This is a genomic window from Streptomyces sp. NPDC053427 (genome assembly GCF_044544985.1).
Lineage (GTDB): Bacteria > Actinomycetota > Actinomycetes > Streptomycetales > Streptomycetaceae > Streptomyces.
Genome location: NZ_JBITYA010000011.1, coordinates 115,404 through 138,497, shown reverse-complemented (window position 1 = coordinate 138,497; position 23,094 = coordinate 115,404). Strand labels below are relative to the sequence as shown.

Below are 23,094 nucleotides of genomic sequence, written 5' to 3'. Positions count from 1 at the left end.
GGGCGCATGCTGTCATCGGCGTTCCGGGCGCGGCAGGTGTTTAAGCCTGAGCGGAACTGCCCTGGTGGGGAGGGTGATCGCGGGAGCGCCCCGCTCGCTGAACCCGTGATGGTGGTGCAGGCTCCACCCCGGTTCGGGGGTGCGGTGTACTGACCGGCGCCGGCCGCTCGGACACCATTGATGGCAGACAGCGCGGCCCCGGGCCGTGCGAGACGACGGTACGACTGGAGACTTCTCATGGCACGTACGAACCGCAAGAGCGGCGCCGGCTGGATCGTTCCCCCGCTGTTCGTTTTCTTCGCGGGCGCCATGCTGACGTCGGTGATTTCGCACGCGGTCACCGGTGGCACGCACACCGCCGTGATGATCGCGGGCTTCACCCTGGATGCCCTTGCACTCCTCTGGGGAGTGGTGCGCTGGCAGCGGGCCGGCAGTGCCGACGACTGAGCCGCTCGCACCGAGGCCGCACCACCGGCATCGCACCGGGCCACACCCCACAGACTTCCGGACAGACCTTCCGAGGAGAACAGCAGCATGAATGCGTCCCTGGCCCGCAAGGGCCCTCTGCGCGGAAAGTGGGAGACCGCCACCAGGGCGGCGGTCGCGGCCCTCATCGTGGTCCCGACGGTATTCGGCATGGTCGCCTGCGAGAATTCGCCGCAAAAGGCCCTCGACCGAGGGGATACCTGCTTGAAGATCCTGGACGTGGCGCTGTTCGATCCGCATCCCAAGGACGCGGCGGCCGCGGAAAAGGACGTCAAGGACCGCGCCGACAAGCTGGACGCGCTGGCGAAGAAGACGGACGACGAGAAGATCCGTCAGGCCGCGCAGGACACCGCGAAGGCACTGCGCCGGACGACGCCCGCGGAGCGGACGCCCGGTTCCGTCGCGGACTATGTCGCGGACCAGAACAAGCGGCTGAAGAAGCTGCGCAGCACCTGCACATCCGTCGGCGACTATCTGTAGGAAGCCGTCCCACGAACCGGGATTGCCGGCGCGGTCAGCCATCCCCCGTTGGGGCCGCGCGGGAATTCCCGCACCCGGGTGTTCGGAGCCCCCCGTCTCCGGACACCCGGGTTTTTTCGCGCTCTGTGCCCCGCTTGGTCTGCTGCCCGGTCCGCCGCTTCGTTTACGGCCTCGTCTTCGGCTCGGATTTCTGTGTTCTCGGCACGCGGGGCTTTCTCAGATCGCCGGGCTTTCCGGCGCGTTGTTCCCCAGATACGCCAGTACGGCCAGCACCCGGCGGTGCACACTGCCGCCTTCCGGGGGCAGCCCGAGTTTGTCGAAGACGCCGCGGATGTGTTTGCTCACCGCGCGTTCGGTAATTACGAGTTTCTCCGCGATGGCGGCATTGGCCAGGCCCTGCGCCATCATTTCCAGCACTTCGTGCTCGCGCGGGGTCAGGCCCTGCAGCGGCCGCGCGGCGGCCTTCTGGCTGACGATCTCGGTGACGACCTCGGGGTCGAGCGCGGTGCCGCCGCTGGTGATGCGCTCCAGCGCCTCCAGGAACTGCTCGACGCGGCCGACCCGGTCCTTGAGCAGATAGCCGATCCCGCGGGCGCCCTGCGCCAGCAGCTCGGCGGCATAGGCCTGTTCGACGTACTGGGACAGCACGAGAATCGGCAGGTCGGGCAGTTCCTGCCGGGCCTGTACGGCGGCGCGCAGGCCCTCGTCGCGGAAGCTCGGCGGCAGCCGTACGTCCAGGACCGCGGCGTCGGGGCGGTGTTCGCGCAGCGCCGGCATCACCTCGGGACCGGCCGCGCAAGTGGCCACCACTTCATGGCCGTTGCTGGTCAGCAGCAGGACCATGCCCTCCCGTAGCAGCGCATTGTCCTCCGCGATCACGATCCGCACGGCAGCTCCACTTTCAGCTTGGTCGGCCCGCCTTTGGGGCTGGTGAGGCTGGTCGTGCCGTCGAGTGCGGCGACCCGTCGGCGGATGCCGACCAGGCCGCTGCCGCCGTATTCATCGGCGCCGCCGCGACCGTCGTCGGTCACGGTCACCTTCAACAGTCCGTTGCCCCGGGTGAATCGTACCGACGCCTGGGTGGCCTGGGAGTGTTTGCGAATATTGGTCAGCCCCTCGGCCACCACGAAGTACGCCGCGGCCTCGACCGATGCGGGCAGCCGGCGGCCGTTCTCCACCGGATTCAGGCTCATTTCCACCGGGATGTCGGAGGAGGCCGCCAGGGCCCGCACCGCACCGGCCAGCCCGCGGTCGGTCAGGACCGGCGGATGGACCGTACGGACCACGTGCCGCAGATCCGCCAGGGCACCCTCGACGCCCGCCTGGGCCTCGTCGAGGCGCGCCAGCGTGGCGTCCGGGTCGCTGCGCACCTGCTGCTTGGCCAGACCGATACGGACCGACAGCGCGACCAGCTGCGCCTGTACGCCGTCGTGCAAGTCCCGTTCGATACGGCGCAGTTCGGCGCTGTGCGCCTCCACCGCACCGGCCCGGCTCTCGGACAGCTCGGCGACCCGTTCGGCCAGCCGCGCCGAGGCCGAGGGGCGCAGCAGCGCCGCGGTCCACCGGGCCTGGGTGTCGGCCAGGCTCACGATGTGGCGCAGCAGCAGCGACCGGCGGGGGGCCGCGGGCACGCCGTACGCGGCCTCGCGGCGCCGGGCGAGGACGCCGCCCAGGCCCATCCCCAGGCCGTCCACCAGCAGCCCGGTCAGCCACAACGGCAGGGTCAGCACGCTGAAGAGGAGGTGGGTCAAGGTTGCCATCGGCAGCCACAGGGTGTCGCGCCAGGTGCCGGGGTCGGTCAGCGCCAGACGCAGCCGGTCGACGGTGGCGCCGTCGAGCGGGAGGTACTCCTCGGGGACCGGCGTGCCCAGCCAGCTTCCGGCGCGCACCCGCTCGTATCCGGCCAGTCTGCGCAGCAGCCGGACGATCTCCGGCATCGCCGGGGCGCCGATCAGGAACAGCGTGAACAGCAGGCCGATCGGCACCAGGAAGGCGGTCAGAAAGCACAGCCAGGCCACCGGAATACCGAAGTAGAGGTAGTAACCGGCGTGCCAGGAGTTGCGTAATTGGGTGGTGAAGTCGTCCATCGTGGGCTCCCTCGGGGGGCGGGACGCACGGCCGGTCCCGGCGCATGGTGAGGATACGGATCACGCTAACGGCGCAGGAGCGACCGCGCGGTGGCCCGGTCACCCCGGGCGATGGTGGAGCTGGCTGAACCCCGGGACGGGTGTGCGCTCCATCGCGTCCGCGGGCCGTGATCCATACCGTTCACAACAGGCAGGAAGCCATCGTGGACGACAGCGGTCGGGTGGCGCGGACGAGACCGGGAAGAGCCGGTCGGACAAGGCCCGGAGGGCACACATGGTCAGGCTTCGCACGGCGAAACGTGCCACGGCGGCGGCCGGCGGACAGACGGCCGCGCCCCCCGGCCCGGCGGCCGCGCTGACCTTGGAATCGGTCACCCGCCGCTATCGCCGCGGCGGCCGCTCGGTCAATGCGCTGGACGACGTCAGCCTCACCCTGCGGCGCGGCCGGTTCCTGGCGGTCATGGGCCGCTCCGGCTCCGGCAAGACCACCTTCCTGCAGTGTGCCGCCGGGCTCGACCGGCCCACCTCGGGCACCGTACGGATCGGCGAGACCGATCTGTCCAAGCTCGGCGAGGCGGGCCTGACGCGGCTGCGCCGGGACCGGATCGGCTTCGTCTTCCAGGCGCTGAACCTGGTGCCGTCGCTGACCGTTGCGGAGAACACCGCGCTGCCGCTGCTGCTCGGCGGCGACCGGCCCGAGGACCCGGGCGTACGGGAGCGGGCGCTGGGCGTCCTGGCCGCGGTGGGGCTGGCCGACCGGGCCGATGACTCGCCGCTGACGCTCTCCGGCGGCCAGCAGCAGCGGGTGGCGATCGCCCGCGCGCTGGTCACCGACCCCGCCGTGATCTTCGCGGACGAGCCGACCGGCGCCCTCGACCCGGTCACCGCCCGCGATGTGCTGACGCTGCTGCGCGATGCGGTGGACCGCGAGGGGCACACCGTGGTGATGGTCACCCACGACCCGGTGGCCGCGTCCTGGACCGACGAGGCGCTGTTCATCGAGGCCGGACGGATCGTCAGCCGGATGGAGCGCCCCGAACCGGACGCGGTGGCACGGACGCTGGCCGGGCTCGGGGAGCGGTGAACGCCATGTCCCTCGCCACCGGATCGCGCCCCGGCCGTACCGACGCCGAAACCGTGCGCGCCGACTCCCCGGCCCGCACCCTGCGCACCGCCCGCTTCCTCGCCACCCGTTCGCTGCGGCGGCACCGCAAGGCCTGGGCCGCGGTGTTCGCCGCCCTGGTGCTGACTTCGTTGCTGCTGGGCAGCTTTGCGCTGGCGACCCTGTCGGCGTTCATCGGCCACGCCCGGGTGGAGCGCTACGCCGCCACCACCGCGGTGGTCACCGGCGACCAGACCACCCGCTACACCGCCAAGCCCTGGGGCGACCCGCCCATGACGGAGAGCCAGTCGCTCACCGAACGGGTACGGGTGCCGCGCGCGGTGCTGTCGCGGCTCGCGGCGGTCCCCGGGGTGAAGGCGGCCGTCGGCGACGATGCGGTCCCCGTCGCCCTCGCCGGCCGGAACGGCGCGGCGGTGCCCGGCCCCAGCAGCGACTCCGGGAACGCCCCCGTCTTCGGGCATCCCTGGTCCGCCGCCGCCCTCGCCCCCTTCACGCTCCGCTCCGGACACGCCCCCACCGGCCCCCGACAGGTCGTCCTGGACGGCGACCTGGCCGCCCGCGCCGGGGTCCGCGCGGGCGACCGCATCACGCTCCAGACGCTGGGCGCCCCCGCCTCGTACGAAATCTCGGGCATCGCCGCCCCCAAGGCGCAGGGCGACGCCACCGGGCTCGGCCACCAGGGCGCCGTCTTCTTCGGCGACCGAACCGCCCGGCGGCTGGCCGGGCACCCCGGCACCACCGACGCCATCGGCGTCCTCGCCGACCCCGGGGTGAGCGTCCAGCAGCTCTACCCCCGGCTGCGCCAGGCCCTGGACGGCCGCCATCCCGCCCGGGACGCCTCGGCCGGCACCCGCTACAAGGAGGACTCCACGACGCTGCGGGTGCTGACCGGCACCGGCCGCGGCGAGCCGGAGTTCCTGGAGTCGGCGCCCAGCCGGATGGGTCTGCTGATGCTGCTCGCGACGGTCTGTGCCACCGTCATCATGATCGCCGTCCTGGTGGTCTCCAGCACCGTGGCCCAGGCCGTCCACCAGCGCTCCCGCGAAATGGCGCTGCTGCGCGCGGTCGGCGCCACGCCACGGCAGCTGCGGGTCACCGTGGGCCGCGAGATCAACGGGGTGGCGGTGGCCGCCGCGCTGCTCGGCGCGGTCGGCGCGGTGCCGGTGTTCCTCCAGCTGATCGCGCTGCTCCAGCGGCGCGGGGCGGTGCCGATGGGGCTCGAACTGCCCACGCCGGTATGGATGTTCGCGGTCCCGGTGCTCACCGCCGGGCTGACCCTGCTGGTGGCCCGGATGTCCGCCGCGCTCGCCTGCGGCCGGATCGCCAAGGTCCGCCCCGCGGAGGCGATGGGCGAGGCGCAGCGCGAGCCGGCGCAGCCGGGGCGCGGGCGCACCGTCACCGGGCTGGTGGTGCTCTTCCTCGGGATGAGCTCGGCCGGTACGGCGGCGCTGCAGTACGGGGAACTGGCCGCGGCGGCCGCCAGTACGGCGGCGCTGGCGCTGGTCATCGCCTGTGCGCTGCTCGGCCCCTGGATCGCCCGCGGCTCGATGCGGCTGCTGTCCGTACCGGCGCGGCGGCTGGGCGGGCCGGGCGGCTACCTCGCGGCCGCCGCCGCCCGCTCCCACTCCCGCCGCCTGGGCGCCGCGATCACCCCCATCGTGCTGGTGGTGGCCTTCATCGGCGTGCAGCTCTCGGCCGGCGCCACCCTCGACCGGCAGGGCGGCACCCAGGCGGACCGGTCCCTGCACGCCCGGCTCGCCGTCACCACGGACGGGCCCGGCATCCCGGAAGAGGCGGTGCGCCGCGCCGCGAAGGTGGACGGTGTGGCCGCGGCCACCGGCGTCCTGCACACCACCGTCGTCCTGGCCCGCCGCGAGACCGGCGAGCCGAAGCTGGACCGGCTGCCGGTCATGGGCGTCACCCCCGCGGCGCTGCCCGGCACCCTAGACCCCTCCGTCACCGCCGGCACGCTGAAGAACCTGGGCAAGGGCACGGTCGCGGTCGGGGAGAGCCGGGCCCGCTCGCTGGACCTGGACATCGGCTCGCGGGTGACCATCCGCTACGGCGACGGCGCCGCGGTGCCGCTGAAGGTGGCCGCGATCTACGACAACTCCCTGGCGCTCGGCGACTTCCTCTTCGCCTCCCAGGAGCTGGCCCCGCATCTGGCTGCCCCGCTCAACTCCCGCATCCTGCTGAGCCTGAAGCCGGGCGCCGACCCCGCCGCCGTACGCAAGGCGCTGGCCGGCCCGCTGGCGTCCGCCGCCCTGGACACCGAGGTGGTGGACCGGCCCAGGACCGAACATCTCCAGGCCGAGGACCGGGGCATCGGCCAGGTGATCACCAACGTCGCGGTGAGCGTGATCGGCGGCTTCACGGCCATCGCCGTCCTCAGCACCCTGACCCTGATCATGGTGGGCCGCCGCAACGAACTGGTCCTGCTGCGTCTGGTCGGCGCGAGCCGCCGGCAGCTGCGGCGGATGCTGCGCACCGAAGCGGCCATCGTCGTCACGGTCGGCGTGGTGGTCGGCGGGCTGGCCGCGGCGATCCCGCTGGCGGCGTTCAGCTTCTCCTTGACCGGTTCACTGCCCTATATCCCGCCCGCCCAGGCAGGATTGATCGTCCTGACAGTGGTGGTGACGGCCGCGGCCGGGTATCTGCTGCCCGCCCGGTCGGCGCTGCGCACGCGGCATCCGGCCGGACCGGGCCGCGGCTGACCGCGCGGCCGCCGCACCCGAGAGACGAGGAGACGGAACCCATGGCCCGACTGACGGTGGCGATCTTACTGACGCTCATCGGGGCGGCGGCGCTCGTCCTGAGCGCCTTCCAGCCCTGGTACCAGGGGCGCGATCCCCGGTCCGTTTCCGTGGGGGAGCTGTTCACGGGGCTGACGGGCGAGGGCGGGGCGATGACCGCCACGTCGATGCTGCTGCCGCTGGCGGCGGCCGGGCTGCTGGCGCTGATCGCGCTGGCGGCCCGCTCCAAGGTGGTGCTGGCGCTGGCCGCGCTGGTCGGCCTGGCCACCTGTGTGCTCTGGCTGGTGCAGCAGATACGGGACATCGCGCCGATCGCCTTCGACTGGACCGCGATCGAGCCCGGTCTGCGGAACGCCTTCGGGGGCGTACTGGTTCTGTTGATCGCCGTCGCGGTCCTGCCCGCAAGGGAGCGCTGACCCCGCTCCGCGGCCCCGCCCGATCCCCGCCCGATCCCCATTTTCGCCCCTCTGAGCTGCATCTTTACCACTGCACTTAAAGCCCTGTTCGAACCTTTCGCCCTGCTGAAGACTTCTTCTCGAGCGGCCGGCCACAGGCGGGTGATGCGGCCGGCCGCCGCACCGGCCGCACCCCGCGGCCCGGTCGTGGTCAGGGGAGAGGAAGGTCGACGCGGTGCACGGGGACTATGCGGATCCAGCGGGTTGCGGCGCCGGTGACGGCACCCCCATCAGCCTCGACCTGGACCGCCTCGCCCGTGACTGCGAGGTCGTCGGCGGGCAGCTGGCGGTCCACCACCAAGGCACGCTGACCACCTGGGAGTTCGGCGAGGAGCAGCCCGACGGCGGGCGGCCGGTGCACGCCGGGTCGTTGTTCCCGTACGGGTCGGCGACCAAGGTGTTCACCGCCACCGCCGTTCTGCAACTGGCCGGTGACGGGGACCTGGACCTCGACCGCCCCGTACGGGAACTGCTTCCGGAGGCCGGGGCCCAGGCCGGTACCGAGGCCCGGGACGGCGGCGGCCACCCGGCCCTCGCCGCCACCCTCCGTCAACTCCTCAGCCACACCGCCGGACTCCCGTCCGACCACGACGACGAGGACGCCTCCTCGCTGCGCCGCTGGCTGACCGGATTCCTGGCGGCACCGGCCGGCCCCTGGCCCGCCCCCGGCACCTTCTCCTACTCCAACGTCGGCTACGGCATCGCGGGCCGCGTCGTGGAGTCCGTCACCGGACTGACGTGGTCCGAGGCGGTACGCGACTTCCTGCTGCGCCCGCTGGGCACCGCCATCACCGTGCTGCCCGTCGAGCCCGGCTCGCTGCCCGCGGGCGGACTCGCGGGCAGTGCCGCCGACCTGGTGCGGCTGGGCCGGCTGCATCTGGACGAGCCCGGCGGCCCGGACCGGGGCGACCTCGTCGATCCGGCCGCCCTGCGCGAGATGGCCCGGCCCACCGCGGGCGCCGAACCCTTCGGGCTGGCGGACGGCTGGGGACCGGGCCTGGGCCGGTTCGGGCCCGCGGACAACCGCTGGCTCGGCCACGACGGCACGCTGGACGGCGCCACCTGCCATCTGCGCATCCACCCCGGGCGCGGCACCGTCGTCGCGCTGACCACCAACTCCCCGACCGGACAGGCCCTGTGGGACTCCGTGGTCGGCGCCCTGCGGGACGCCGGCATCGCCATCGGCGTACACCGGCCCACACCCCCGCCCGCCACCGGCGCGGCGGCCTTCGCGGACTGTACGGGCACCTACCGCAACGGCGACCTGGCGGTGACGGTCGGCATCGACGCACCGCACCTCGTGCTGGAACTCCCGGGCGGCGCAAAGGAGTTGGCGAACCCGCTCGCCCGGCGGACCTTCTCCTCGCGGGGGGCCGGCGCCTTTCTCGGGCGTTTCGTCACCGACGCGCGCACGGACGCCGTCCACGCCCTCCAGTACAGCGGACGCACCCTCCTGCGGGAAGCGGGAGAGTCCCGCCGCGCACGGTCGCACTGACCCCCGACGGCGGTCAGCTCACCTCACCCACACCAACGGCGCTCTATGGGGTCTCGGCATGAACTCTGACAACGGCTCCCTCACCCACGGCCGCCCCGCGGCGGGCGGCACGACCCTGCACGGACTCTTCGAGGCCCAGGCCGCCCGGCGGCCCGCCCATCCGGCCGTCGAATGCGGGCCGGTCCGGCTCGGCTACGGCGAGGTCGACCGGCGGGCCAACCGGCTCGCGCACCGCCTCGTCGCGCGGGGCGTAGGTCCCGAGACCCGGGTGGGTGTCTGCCTCAGACGCGGCCCGGACCTGATCGTCGCCCTGCTGGCCGTCCTCAAGGCCGGCGGCGCCTACGTACCGCTGGACCCCAACTATCCCGCCGAGCGGCTGGCGTTCATGGTGGCCGACGCCGGCATCGCCCTGGTGATCAGCACGTCGGACATCGACGCCCGCCCGCACGACGCGCCCGGCACCCTGCTTCTCGACGCCCCCCATCAGGAGCGCACCCCGGATACCCTGCCCGCCGCCGACGGGGCCGCCGGGCACCTCGACACCACCGCCTACGTCCTGTTCACCTCCGGCTCCACCGGTACCCCCAAGGGCGTGGCCGTCACCCACCGGGGCATCGAGGTGCTGGGCGCCGCGCACGTCGCCGCCCTGGACATCGACGAGGGCAGCCGGGTGCTCCAGTTCGCCTCGCCCAACTTCGATGTCTCCATCGCCGACATGGTGCAGACGTGGTACGCGGGCGCCACCCTGGTGCTGCCCGCCGACCCCGCGCAGGCCGTCGGCGAGGCGATGGCCGATCTGCTCGGCGGCGCGGCCGTCACCCACGCCATGATTCCGCCGTCGGTGCTGGCGACCATCCCCCCGGTCGAACTGCCGCAGCTGCGCGGCCTGGCCACCGGCGGCGAGCCCTGCCCGCCCGAGCTGGTCGCCCGCTGGGCCCGTGGCCGGCGGATGTTCAACGCGTACGGACCGACCGAGGCCACCGTCACCGTCACCCTGCACGGGCCGCTGCCCACCGATCCGACCGGACCGCCGCACATCGGCCGGGCCGTCGACGGGGTACGGGTGACCGCCCTGGACGAGCGCCTGCGGCCGGTGCCGGAAGGCGGCATCGGCGAACTGTGCATCGCCGGGGACGGCCTGGCCCGCGGCTACGAGGGCCGCGCCGGGCTCACCGCCGAGCGCTTCGTCGCCGACCCGCACGGACCCGCCGGATCCCGGATGTACCGCACCGGCGACCTGGTACGGCGGCTGCCGGACGACAGCTACGAGTTCCTCGGCCGGGCCGACCACCAGGTGAAGATCCGCGGTCTGCGGGTGGAGCTCGGCGAGATCGAGGCCGCGCTCACCGAGCACGGGCAGGTGCTCCAGTCCGTCGTCACCCTCGCCGCCGCGGCCGGTGGCGCCCCGCAGCTGCTCGCGCACTACGTCCCGCTGCGCCCCGAAGCCTCCCCGGCCGCCGCCGACCTGCGGGCACACCTCTGCGGCCGGCTGCCCGCCCATATGGTCCCGGTCGCCTTCGTCGCCATGGACCGGCTGCCGCTCACCCCCAACGGCAAGGTGGACCGCGCCGCGCTGCCCGCGCCCGCCCCCGGCGAGCGGGCCGCGTACGTCGCCCCGCGCACCGACCTGGAGACCGCCCTCGCGGAGATCTGGGCCGAGGTGCTGGGCGTGGACCGGATCGGCATCGAGGACGACTTCTTCCTGGCCGGCGGCGACTCCATCTCCGTCCTGCGGATGGCCTTCCAGGTGACCCGCAGGCTCGGGCTGACGCCCGCCACCACCGCACTCTTCGACCACCCGACGATCGCCGGGTTCGCCGCCCACCTCGCCGACACCGGCCGTCCGGAGACCGCCGCGCCGCTCGAACCCGTGAACCGGCACGCCGCGCTGGCGGCCTCCTCCGCCCAGCGGCGGCTGTGGTTCCTGGACACCTACGACCCCGGCGGCGCCGCCTACAACTGCGCCACCGGCCTGCGGCTCACCGGAGAACTGGCGCACCCCGCGCTCGCCGCCGCGCTCACCGCGCTGGTCGCCCGGCACGAGCCGCTGCGCACCACCTTCACCGAGGCGGACGGCCGGGTCCTGCAGATCATCGGGGAGCCCACCGAGGTCCCGCTGCCCGTCACCGACCTCACCGGCGCCCCCGCCGCCGACCGCGACCGCCGCCTGGACGGGGCGCTGCGCGCCGAGGTCTCGGCCCCCTTCGACCTGCGCACCGGCCCCGTCCTGCGCGCCCTGCTGCTGCACACGGCCCCGGACGAGCACCTGCTGCTGCTCACCGCGCACCACATCGCCGCCGACGCCTGGTCGATGGACGTCATCGCCCGCGAGCTGGGCGCGCTGTACGCCGCCGCCCTGGGCTCCCCGGACGCCGGCCCCGAGCGCCTCCTCGCCGCGGCGGACCTGCCCCCGCTGCCGGTCCAGTACGCCGACTTCGCCGCCTGGCACAACGACCGCCTCGAGGCGCCGGACGTGGCGGCCCAACTCGCCTACTGGCAGCAGACGCTGGCGGGCGTGGCGCCCCTGGAGCTGCCCACCGACCGGCCCCGCCCGGCGGTCCGTACCTCCGCCGGCGCCCGCCACCTCTTCGACCTCCCCGTCGGCACCGTCCAGGCGCTGACCGCGCTCGGCCACGAACAGGGCGGCACTCTCTTCGCGCCGCTCGCCGCGGCCACGCAGCTGCTGCTCGCCCGCTGGTCCGGGCAGCGGGACATCGCGCTGGGCACCGTCGACGCCGGCCGCGACCGCGCCGAACTCGCCGATCTCGTCGGCTTCTTCGTCAACACCCTGGTGCTCCGCGCCGACGTCGACGAATCGCTGACGTTCGAGCGGTTCGTCGCGCGCACCCGCGACACCGTGCGGGCGGCGCTCGACCACGCCGCCGTGCCGTTCGACCGCATCGTCGACGCCGTACTCCCCGAGCGCGACCCGAGCCGCCCGCCGCTCATCCAGGCCGTCCTGGTCCTGCAGAACGCGCCCGTGGGGCTCCCGGAACTGCCCGGCATCGACGCCGCCGAACACGAACTGCCCCGCGAGGCGGCGCTCTTCGACCTCACCATGGAGTTCTGGCAGCGCCCGGACGGCACCCTGCGCGGCTCCGTCGAATACAGCACCGACCTCTTCGACGCCGCCACCGTCGAACGGTTCGCCGGCCATCTGCGCACCCTGCTCGGCGAGCTGGCCGAAGCCCCCGACCGCCCGATGGCGCAGGCGCGGATGCTCGACGCGGCCGAGACCCGGCGGGTACTGGAGGACTGGAACGCCACCGAGCGCGGGATCGCCCCCGCCACCCTCCCCGCGCTCTTCGCCGCCCAGGCCGCCCGCACACCGGACGCCGTCGCCCTTCTGCACGGCGACACCCGGCTGACGTACGGCCAACTCGACGCCCGCACCAACCGGTTCGCCCACCACCTCGCCACCCGCGGCGTGCGGCCCGGCGACCGGGTGGCCGTCTGCCTGGAGCGCGGCCCCGAACTGATCACCGCCGTGCTCGGCATCCTCAAGGCCGGCGCGGCGTATGTGCCGTTGGATCCGAAGTACCCGGCCGCGCGACGGCAGTTCATGACCGAGGACGCGGGCGTGGCGCTGCTGGTCACCGACCGGGCGCACCGGGATGCGAGCGGCCCGGCCCAGGTCCTCGTCGACGACGACCGCGCGGCCATCGACGCCGAGCCGCAGCGGCCCCTGTCCGTCCGCATCACCCCCGACAGCGGCGCCTACGTCATCTACACCTCCGGCTCCACCGGCACCCCCAAGGGCACCCTCACCCCCCACCGGGCCATCGACCGGGTGGTGCGCCACACGCCCTACCTCACCCTCACCGAAGGCGATGTCGTCGCCCAGCTGGCCTCGGTGTCCTTCGACGCCGCCACCTTCGAGATCTGGGGTGCGCTGCTCAACGGCGCCACCCTGGCCATCGCCCCGCCCGGCGTGCTCGCCGCCCCCGAGCTGGGCGCGTTCCTGTCCTCGTACGGGGTGACCACGCTGTGGCTGACCGCCGGCCTGTTCCACGAGGTCGTCGACGCGGACATCGAGGTCCTGGCCGGACTGCGGCATCTGCTGGCCGGCGGCGACGCCCTCTCCGCCCGCCACTGCAAGGCCGTACTGGAGCGCCTGCCCGGTATCGCCCTCATCAACGGCTACGGCCCCACCGAGACCACCACCTTCGCCGCCGCCGGACGCCTGCTGCCCGAACACCTCACCCACGACGCCGTGCCCATCGGCCGCCCGATCGCGGACACCCGGCTGTACGTGCTCGACGACCGGCTGCGCCCCGTCGGCCAGGGCATCGTCGGCGAACTCCACATCGCCGGCGAGGGCCTGGCCCAGGGGTACGCGGGCCGGCCCGGCCTGAGCGCGGAACGGTTCGTCGCCGACCCCTTCGGCGCCCCGGGCACGCGGATGTACCGCACCGGAGACCTGGTGCGCTGGACCGCCGCCGGGATGCTGGAGTTCCTCGGCCGCGGCGACGACCAGGTCAAGGTGCGCGGCTTCCGTATCGAGCCGGGCGAGATCGAGGCGGCGCTGGCCGCCCACCCGGACGTGGCACGCGCCGTGGTCGTGGCGACCGCGGGCCGCAACGGCGCCAAGCAGCTGGCCGGCTACGCCGTGCCGCGGCCCGGCGCCACCGTGGAGGCCGCCGGGCTGCGCGCCCACCTGTCCGCCACCCTGCCCGACCACATGGTGCCGTCCCGCTACGCGGTCCTGGACGCGCTGCCGCTCACGCCGAACGGCAAGGTGGACCGCCGCGCGCTGCCCGCTCCCGAGGCGGCGGCGGCCGGTGACGTTGCGCGGATCGCTCCGCGCACCCCGGTGGAGGAGACCCTCGCCGCCATCTGGGCGGAGGTGCTGGGCCTGGAGGCGGTCGGCGTCGAGGACAACTTCTTCGACCTGGGCGGCGACTCCATCCTCAGCATCCAGGTCGTCTCCCGCGCCCGCCGGGCCGGCCTGGTGCTCGCCTCGCAGGACATCTTCGTACGGCAGACCGTCGCGGAACTCGCCGCCGGACTGCAGAGCGCGGCCGACGACACCGATGGCTTCGACGAGCCCCCCGTGGAGGGCCCCGTGGTACTGACCCCCATCCAGCGCTGGTTCTTCCGCACCCACCGCAAGGCGCCGCACCACTTCAACCAGGCGCTCCACCTCGAACTGACGCCCGGCACCGACCCCGAGGCCCTGGCCGGCGCGGTGGCCGCGGTGGTCGCGCACCACGACGCGCTGCGGCTGCGCTACGAGCGCACCGGCGCGGGCTGGCGGCAGCGCAACCTCGCCGAGGACAAGACGGTCACCCTCGACCGGCACGATCTGTCCGCCCTCCCCGCCGAGGCCCACGAGACCGCCATGGCGGAGGTCACCGACGCCCTCCAGACGGGCTTCGACCTCTCCGCGGGCCCGCTGATCCGCTTCGCGCTCTTTGAACTGCCCGCGGAACAAGCCCAGTTGGTCGTGATCGCCCATCACCTGGTGATGGACGGGGTGTCGTGGCGGGTGCTGCTGGAGGACCTGGAGGTGGCGTACGGGCAGGTGTCGTCGGGTGCGCCGGTGGACCTCGGCCCGAAGACGACGTCGTTCCAGGAGTGGGCGTCGCGGCTGCGGTCGCATGTCGAGGCGGGCGGCTTCGACGGGGAGCTGGCGTACTGGTCGGGGGTGGGTCAGGGCGTCTCGACGGCGCTGCCGGTCCATGAGGTGACGCCCGGTGAGCTGCGGGTGCGGTCCGCGGAGCTGTCGGCGGAGGCGACGCGCAGGCTTCTTCAGCGGGTTCCGGCGGCGTACCGGACGCGGGTGAACGAGGTGCTGCTGGCGGTGCTGGGCCGGGTGCTGGGGGAGTGGACCGGCGGGGACCGGGTGCTGGTGGATGTGGAGGGGCACGGCCGGGAGGAGATCTTCGAGGGGGTGGATCTGTCGCGGACGGTGGGCTGGTTCACCACCGTCTTCCCGGTCGAGCTGCCGGGGGATGCGGCCGTCGGCTGGGACGTGCTGGTCAAGTCCGTGAAGGAGAACCTGCGTTCCGTCCCCCACCGCGGCCTGGGCCATGGCGCCCTGCGCTACCTGGGCGACCCCGACTCCGCGGCGGGGGAACTCGGCCGTACGGTCCGGCCTCAGGTCAGCTTCAACTACCTCGGCCAGTTCGACGGCATGACCGCCGACAGCGGCCTCTACCGGACCCTGCTGCCCAACCCCCGGGGCGAGCACAGCCCGCTGGACGGGCGGGCGTATGCCCTGGACGTGGTGGGCCGGGTGGCCGAGGGCCGGCTGGTGATGGAGTGGGGCTGGTCGGACGGCGTCCTCGCGGAGGACACCGTGGACCGGCTGGCGTCCCGGTTCATCGCGGCGCTGGAGGAGTTCGTGGCGCACTGCGAGACGCCGGAGGCGGGCGGCTGCACCCCCTCCGACTTCCCGCTCTCCGGGCTCGACCAGGCCGGTGTGGACCGGGTGGTGGGCGACGGCCGCGGCGTGGAGGACGTACTGCCGCTGATGCCGATGCAGTCCGGCATGCTCTTCCACGCCCTGATGGAGACGGCCTCGCCCGCCTACTTCGAGCAGCTGATGTTCGCGATCGACGGCGTCACGGACGCCACCGCCTTCGGCGCGGCCTGGCAACGGGTGGTCGACGAGGTGCAGGCGCTGCGGGTCGGCGTCGTCTGGGAGGGCGTCGCGGAGCCGGTGCAGGTGGTGCACCGGCAGGTGACGCTGCCCGTCGAGATCGTGGACTGGCGGGGCGTGCCCGAGGAGGAGCAGTCGGCCCGTTGGGAGGAGTGGGTCGCCGCCGACCGCGAGCGGGGGCTGGACCTGCGGCAGGTGCCGCTGGCCCGGCTGACCCTCGCCCGCCTCACCGACGACAGCGTCCGCGTCCTGTTCACCTTCCACCACATGCTGCTGGACGGCTGGAGCCTGGCCAGGGTGCTGTCGGCGGTCTTCGACGGCTACGCGGGCGTGGCGCCCGGCGCCGTCGCAGGCGGGCGGCGGCTGGCCGACCATGTGCGGTGGCTGGCCGGCCGCGATCTGCCCGCCGCCGAGGAGTTCTGGCGCGGAATGCTGGCCGGGTTCGACACCCCGGTGGCGCTGCCCTACGACCGTGCGGCGGTCCGTTCCGGACAGTCGCGGTCCTCCGCCCGGGTCGGCGTGCAGCTGACACCGGACCTCACCGAGCAGCTCTATGCCTTCGCACGCCGCCACCGGCTGACCGTCAACGCCGTGGTGCAGGGCCTGTGGGCGCTGCTGCTCGCCGGGCGCAGCGGACAGCACGACGTGGTCTTCGGCGCGACGACCTCCGGCCGGCCCACCGATCTGCCCGGCGCCGACGAAATGGTCGGCCTGTTCATCAACTCGCTGCCGGTACGGGTACGGCTGGATCCGGAGCTGGGCGTGGTGGAGTGGCTGCAGCGCCTCCAGGCCGAGCAGGTCGAGGCCCGCCGCTACGACCACCTCCCGCTGACCCGTATCCAGGCGCTGGCGGAACTCTCCGCCGACCAGCCGCTGTTCGACAGCCTCGTCGTCTTCGAGAACTACCCGGTGGACACCGACGCGGCCGCCGAGCACGGGCTGAAGGTCGGCGAGATCAGCGCCGTCGAGGCCACCAACTACCCGCTCAACCTCCTCGCCTACGGCGGCGAGCGCCTGGAATTCATCCTCGCCTACGACCCGGAGGTCTTCGACCGGTCGACGGTGGGCGAGCTGTGCGACGAACTCGCCCGGCACGCCCGGACCGTGGCCACCTCCACCGGCCGCAGGCTCGGCGGGCTCGACCTCGTCGAGGCCGGGCAGCGGCGGCGCATCCTGGAGGAGTGGGGCCGCGACGACCGGCAGCTGGAGCATCGGCCGCTCGGCGAGATCTTCCGGACGCAGCTGGACCGGACGCCCGGCCTGCCCGCCGTCGTCTGCGGCGAGACCACGCTGACCTATGCCGAACTCCACGGCAGGGCAGCCCAGTTGGCGCACTTCCTGATCTCCCGCGGGGTACGCCCCGGCGACCGCATCGGCGTCGCCCTGGAGCGCGGCATCGACTGGCTGGTCGCCATGCAGGCGGTCTTCCACGCGGGCGCCGTCTACGTACCCGTCGACCCGAAGTACCCGGCCGAGCGGATCGCCCACATGGCCGCCGACTCGGGCGCCACGCTGCTGCTGACCGAGAAGCGCCTCGGCGACGGGCCGCCCGGCGTGCCGGACGCCGGTGCCGTCCCCGTGGTGGAGGTGGACACCCTCGGCGCCGAGCTCGCGCAGCTGCCGACCGCCCTCCCGGACGTCCGCGTCGACCCGCATGCGCCCGCGTACGTCATCTACACCTCCGGGTCGACCGGCATCCCCAAGGGCGTCGAGGTCCCGGGCACCGGCTTCAGCGCCCTGCTCACCGCCGTCGTGGAGAACCTGGAGGCGGCCGAGGGCTGCCGGGTGCTGCAATCGGCGTCCCCCAGCTTCGACGCCTCGCTGATCGAGGTGCTGATGGCGCTCGGCGTGGGCGGCACGCTCGTCCTGTCGCCGCCGGAGACCCTCTCCGCCGAGCAGCTGGTGGATCTGCTGCGCCGCCACCGGGTCAGCCATGCGCTGATCCTGCCCGCGATGCTCGCCACCCTGCCCCGTACCGAACTCCCGGATCTGCGCACGCTGTTGGTCGGTGCGGAGGCGGTCAGCGCCGATCTCGTCGCCCGGTGGGCGGACGGCCGGCGGATGATCAATGGCTACGGCCCGACCGAGGCCACCATCGCCACCACCTTCAGCGACCCGCTGTCCCCCGCGAGCGCGGGCGCCCCGCCCATCGGCCGCCCGTACGCCAACGTCCGCACCTATGTCCTCGACGCCTGGCTGCGGCCGGTGGCGCCGGGCGTCGCCGGGGAGCTGTACATCGGCGGCGAGGGGGTCACCCTGGGCTATGTCAACCGGCCGGGGATCACCGCCGAACGGTTCGTCGCCGACCCCTACGGGGCGCCCGGCGCGCGGATGTACCGGTCCGGGGACGTGGTGCGCTGGGGCGAGGACGGCCAGCTGCACTTCGTGGGCCGGACGGACGCCCAGGTCAAGGTGCGCGGCCATCGCGTCGAGCTGGGCGAGGTGGAGACCGCGCTGGCCGGGCACCCGGCCGTCGGCCAGGTGGCGGTGCTGTTCCGTACGGACGGGCCGGGCGCCCGCCTGGTCGGCTATGTGTCGCCCGCGGCGGGGGCCGATGCCCGGGCGGCGGACGCCGCCGCGCTGCGCGCGTTCCTCGCCGACGGGCTGCCGGACTACATGATCCCCTCGGTCTTCGTCACGCTGGAGGCGCTGCCGCTCACGCCGAACGGCAAGGTGGACCGCCGCGCGCTGCCCGCTCCCGAGGCGGCGGCGGCCGGTGACGTTGCGCGGATCGCTCCGCGCACCCCGGTGGAGGAGACCCTCGCCGCCATCTGGGCGGAGGTGCTGGGCCTGGAGGCGGTCGGCGTCGAGGACAACTTCTTCGACCTGGGCGGCGACTCCATCCTCAGCATCCAGGTCGTCTCCCGGGCGCGGGCCGCGGGCCTGTCGCTCGCGCCGAAGGACGTCTTCGACCGGCAGACGGTACGGGCCCTGGCCGAGCACGCGGGCCGGGCCGACGGGTCCGGGCCGGCACAGGAGCGACTCGCGGTCGACGGCCCGGTGGGGCCGACGCCCATCCAGGAGTGGTTCTTCGCCTCGCATCCCGAGGCCCCGCACCACTTCGGCATGTCGATGGCCATGACCCTGGACGACGGCGTGGACCTCGACGTTCTGGCGGACGCGGTGGCCGCCGTGGTGACCCACCACGACGCGCTGCGGCTGCGCTTCGTACGCGGCGCGGACGGCACCTGGACCCAGTCCGTGCCCGAGGACGCCGCCCCCGTAGCCGTACACCACACCGACCTCACCGGCCTCCCCTCCACGGCCCGCCCGGCCGAGCGGGACCGGCTGGTCGCCGAGGCCCAGCGCGGCCTGAACCTCACCGAGGGCCCGCTGCTGCGCGCCCTGTCCTTCGCGCTCGGCGCCGCCGACGGCAGCCAACTGGTCCTGGTCACCCACCACTTGGTGGTGGACGCGGTGTCGTGGCGGGTGCTGCTGGAGGACCTGGTGACGGCGTACGGGCAGGTGTCGTCGGGTGCGCCGGTGGACCTCGGCCCGAAGACGACGCCGTTCCTGGAATGGGCGTCGCGGCTGCGGGAGCACGCCGAGGGCGGTGGCTTCGACGAGGAGCTGGCGTACTGGTCGGCGGTGGGGGAGGACGTCCCGACCGCGCTGCCGGTCCAGGAGGGGACGCCGGGCGAACTGCGGATCCGGTCCGCCGAGCTGTCGGCGGAGGCGACGCGCAAGCTCCTTCAGCGGGTTCCGGCGGCGTACCGGACGCGGGTGAACGAGGTGCTGCTGGCGGTGCTGGGCCGGGTGCTGGGGGAGTGGACCGGTCAGCAGCGGGTGCTGGTGGATGTGGAGGGGCACGGCCGGGAGGAGATCTTCGAGGGGGTGGATCTGTCGCGGACGGTCGGCTGGTTCACCACCGTCTTCCCGGTGGAGCTGCCGGGGGAGGCGGCCGCGGGCTGGGACGTGCTGGTCAAGTCCGTGAAGGAGAACCTGCGTTCCGTCCCCGACCGCGGCCTGGGCCACGGTGCCCTGCGGCATCTCACCGGTGCGCTCCCGGCCCGCTCCCCGCAGGTCAGCTTCAACTACCTCGGCCAGTTCGACACCGCGGGCGGTTCAGCCGACTCCGAGGGCGCGCTCTTCCGCGAGACCGGGTTCGTCCAGGACGGCGACACCAGCCCGCTGGACGGGCGGGCGTATGGGCTGGACGTGGTGGGCCGGGTGGCCGACGGCCGGCTGGTGATGGAGTGGGGCTGGGCCGACGGCGTCTTCGCCGAGGAGACGGTGGACCGGCTGGCGTCCGGGTTCATGTCCGCCCTCGAGGAATTCCTCGCGCACTGCGAGACCCCGGAGGCGGGCGGCTGCACCCCCTCCGACTTCCCGCTCTCCGGGCTCGACCAGGCCGGTGTGGACCGGGTGGTGGGCGACGGCCGCGGCGTGGAGGACGTACTGCCGCTGATGCCGATGCAGTCCGGCATGCTCTTCCACGCGCTGATGGAGTCGGGCTCGCCCGCCTACTTCGAGCAGCTGATGTTCGCGGTCGACGGCGTCACCGACCCGGCCGAATTCGCCGACTCCTGGCAGCACGTGGTCGACGAGGTCCAGGCGTTGCGGATCGGCGTGGCCTGGGAGGGCGTCGCGGAGCCCGTACAGGTCGTGCACCGGGAGGCCGCGCTGCCCGTCGAGATCGTGGACTGGCGGGGCGTGGCCGAGGAGGAGCAGTCGGCCCGTTGGGAGGAGTGGGTCGCCGCCGACCGCGAGCGGGGGCTGGACCTGCGGCAGGTGCCGCTGGCCCGGCTGGCCCTCGCCCGCCTCACCGACGACAGCATCCGCGCCCTGTTCACCTTCCACCACGTCCTGCTCGACGGCTGGAGCCTGTCCCGCGTCCTGTCCCTCGTCTTCGACGACTACACCGCGCGCCGGGACCGCAGGCCGCTGCCCGCCGTCGCCGGCGGCCGGCGGCTGGCCGACCAGGCCCGCTGGATGCGGGGGCGGGACATACCGGAGGCGGAGGAGTTCTGGCGCGGGGTGCTGGCCGGGTTCGACACCCCGGTGGCGCTGCCCTACGACCGTCCGGCGGTCCGTTCCGGGCAGTCGCGGTCCTCCGCCCGGGTCGGTGTGGAGCTGACACCGGAGCTGACCGAGCGGCTGTACGCCTTCGCGCGGCGCCACCGGCTGACCGTCAACGCCGTGGTGCAGGGCCTGTGGGCGCTGCTGCTCGCCGGGCGCAGCGGACAGCGCGACGTGGTCTTCGGCGCGACGACCTCCGGCCGGCCCACCGAACTCACCGGTGCCGACGAGATGGTGGGGCTCTTCATCAACTCCCTGCCCGTCCGCACCAGGCTGGATCCGGAGCTGGGCGTGGTGGAGTGGCTGCAGCGCCTCCAGGCCGAACAGGTCGAGGCCCGCCGCTACGACCACCTCCCGCTGACCCGTATCCAGGCACTCGGCCAGCTTCCGGCCGACCAGCCGCTGTTCGACAGCCTCGTCGTCTTCGCCAACTACCCGGTGGACACCGACGCGGCCGCCGAGCACGGGCTGAAGGTCGGCGACATCAGCGCCGTGGAGGCCACCAACTACCCCCTCAACCTGGCCGCGTACACGGGCGACTCGCTCTCCCTCACGCTGCTCTACGACCCGGAGGTCTTCGACCCGGCCACCGCCGAGGCGCTGCGCGACGACCTCACCCTGTACGCGCGGACGGTGGCCGGTCTCGACGAGGCGGACCGCAAGCTGGGCACCCTCGACCTGGTCGACGCCGAGCGGCGCCACCGCATCCTCGAGGACTGGGGCCGCGGCGCCCCCGGCGACGAAGGCACCACCCTCACCGAGGTGTTCGCACGGCAGGTAGCCCGCGCCCCGGGCCGCACCGCGCTGATCGTCGGCGGGGAGGAGCTGAGCTACGCCGAGGTCGACGCCCGCGCCAACCGGCTCGCCCATCGGCTGATCGCGCTCGGGGTGGCCCCCGACACCCGCGTCGGCGTGTGCCTGGGACGGCGCGCCGAGCTGTTCGTGGCGCTGCTGGCGGTGCTCAAGGCCGGCGGCGCGTACGTGCCGCTCGACCCGGAGTACCCGGCCGACCGGCTGGCGTTCATGGTCACCGACTCCGGTGCGGAGCTGGTCGTCACGGACACCGAATCGGCGGGAGCGCTGCCGCCCGGCGACGCCCGCCACCTCCTGCTGGACGAGGACGCGACCGACGGCTACCCGGACGTGGCCCCCGAGGTGCCGCTGCACCCCGACAACCTCGCCCATGTCATCTACACCTCCGGCTCCACCGGTCGTCCCAAGGGCGCGGTCCTGCCGCACCGAGGGGTGCTGCGGGTGGCCCGCGACCCCAAGCTGGCGATGAGCGAGCGCGATGTGGTGGGCCAGCTGGCGACGGTGTCGTTCGACGCCGGGACGCTGGAGATCTGGAGCGCCTGGCTCAACGGTGCGGCGCTGGCCGTCAGTCCGAGCCGGGTGATGTCGGCGGCCGAGACCGGGGAATTCCTGCGCTCGCGCGGGGTGAGCGCCATCTGGATCACCGCGGGGCTCTTCCACGAGATGGTGGACAGCGACGTCCAGGTCTTCTCCGGACTGCGGCTGATCATGTCCGGCGGTGACACGCTCTCGCCGGCGCACGCCGCCAAGGCCGTCGAGCAGCTGCCCGGCGTCCGCATGATCAATGGTTACGGGCCCACCGAAGGCACCGTGTTCACCTCGCTGTACGTCGTCAACGGCCACGGCGCGGCCCCGCAGGCCGGTCCGCTGCCCATCGGCACCCCGATCGCCGGCACCCGCGTCTACGTCCTGGACCCCGCGCTCCGGCCGGTGGCGCCGGGTGTGCCGGGTGAGCTGTATCTGACCGGGGACGGCATGGGCCGCGGCTATGTGAACCGGCCGGGGATCACCGCCGAACGGTTCGTCGCCGACCCCTTCGGTGCGCCGGGGGCGCGGATGTACCGCTCGGGTGACCTGGTGCGCTGGCTGCCCGACGGCAACCTCGACTTCGTCTCCCGTACGGACTTCCAGGTCAAGATCCGCGGGCTGCGGATCGAGCTGGGCGAGATCGAGGCCGCGGCCGCCGCCCACCCGGGTGTCGCCCAAGCGCTGGTGCTGGCCCGCGAGGACATACCGGGCAGCAAGCGCCTGGTGGCCTACGCCGTGCCCGTACCGGGCCGGGGCCCCGGACCCGACGAGCTGAAGGAGTTCATGGCCCGCTCGCTGCCCGCCCATATGGTTCCGGCGGCGGTGGTCGTCCTGGACACCTTCCCGCTCACCCCGAACGGCAAGGTCGACCGGCGGGCGCTGCCCTCGCCCGAGGAAGCGGCGGAGGAGCGGACGCAGCATGTCGCGCCGCGCAACCCGGGCGAGGAGATCCTCGCCGGGATCTGGGGCGATGTGCTGGGACGCGACCAGGTGAGCGTCGAGGACAACTTCTTCGACCTGGGCGGCGACTCCATCCTCAGCATCCAGGTCATCTCCCGCATCCGCGACGTCTTCGTGATCGATCTGCCGGCCCGTGCCCTCTTCGACAACCCGACGGTGGCCGCTCTGGCGGCGGCGGTCGAGGAGCGCCTGCTCTCGGAACTGGACCAGGACTAGGCCCCGTCCGGTGGTCCGCGCGGGTGGTCCGCCGGGCGGACCACCCGGCGGACCGGGCCCGGCCGCGCCACACCC

Annotated in this window: 9 protein-coding genes; 7 read left to right on the top strand and 2 right to left on the bottom strand. The window is 73.7% G+C overall.

The features are described from left to right. Positions 1–237: 237 nt before the first annotated feature. Both ACIGWZ_RS28875 and ACIGWZ_RS28870 read left to right on the top strand, forming a co-directional pair. Positions 238–447: a hypothetical protein gene (locus ACIGWZ_RS28875; protein WP_400069627.1), complete on the top strand. Its 210-nt coding sequence runs from the start codon at positions 238–240 to the stop codon at positions 445–447. 87 nt (positions 448–534) lie between these two features. Further along, positions 535–966 (top strand): hypothetical protein, encoded by a 432-nt coding sequence (locus tag ACIGWZ_RS28870; protein ID WP_400069626.1) that lies wholly within the window; start codon positions 535–537, stop codon positions 964–966. 216 nt (positions 967–1,182) lie between these two features. Here the strand turns inward: ACIGWZ_RS28870 and ACIGWZ_RS28865 are convergent, their stop codons facing one another. Further along, positions 1,183–1,854: a response regulator gene (locus tag ACIGWZ_RS28865; RefSeq protein WP_400069625.1), complete on the bottom strand. Its 672-nt coding sequence runs from the start codon at positions 1,852–1,854 to the stop codon at positions 1,183–1,185. Further along, positions 1,842–3,053, bottom strand: a complete 1,212-nt coding sequence (locus ACIGWZ_RS28860; protein ID WP_400069624.1) for a sensor histidine kinase — start codon at positions 3,051–3,053, stop codon at positions 1,842–1,844. Before ACIGWZ_RS28860 ends, ACIGWZ_RS28865 begins: the two co-directional genes overlap by 13 nt. A gap of 274 nt (positions 3,054–3,327) precedes the next feature. Here ACIGWZ_RS28860 and ACIGWZ_RS28855 point away from each other — a divergent pair, with 274 nt between their 5' ends. The 5 genes from ACIGWZ_RS28855 (at position 3,328) to ACIGWZ_RS28835 (ending at position 23,019) form a co-directional block, all read left to right on the top strand. After that, positions 3,328–4,137 (top strand): ABC transporter ATP-binding protein, encoded by an 810-nt coding sequence (locus ACIGWZ_RS28855; protein ID WP_400069623.1) that lies wholly within the window; start codon positions 3,328–3,330, stop codon positions 4,135–4,137. Between the two features lie 5 nt (positions 4,138–4,142). Next, positions 4,143–6,890 carry an FtsX-like permease family protein gene (locus ACIGWZ_RS28850; RefSeq protein WP_400069845.1) on the top strand — a complete coding sequence of 916 codons (2,748 nt, stop codon included), beginning with the start codon at positions 4,143–4,145 and terminating at the stop codon, positions 6,888–6,890. 41 nt (positions 6,891–6,931) lie between these two features. Continuing rightward, positions 6,932–7,345, top strand: coding sequence for a hypothetical protein (locus tag ACIGWZ_RS28845; RefSeq protein ID WP_400069622.1), 414 nt, complete (start codon positions 6,932–6,934; stop codon positions 7,343–7,345). 214 nt (positions 7,346–7,559) lie between these two features. Next, positions 7,560–8,879 (top strand): serine hydrolase domain-containing protein, encoded by a 1,320-nt coding sequence (locus ACIGWZ_RS28840; RefSeq protein ID WP_400069621.1) that lies wholly within the window; start codon positions 7,560–7,562, stop codon positions 8,877–8,879. Between the two features lie 58 nt (positions 8,880–8,937). Then, on the top strand, positions 8,938–23,019 hold the full coding sequence (locus tag ACIGWZ_RS28835) for an amino acid adenylation domain-containing protein (protein WP_400069620.1): 14,082 nt from the start codon (positions 8,938–8,940) through the stop codon (positions 23,017–23,019). The last annotated feature ends 75 nt before the right edge of the window (positions 23,020–23,094 follow it).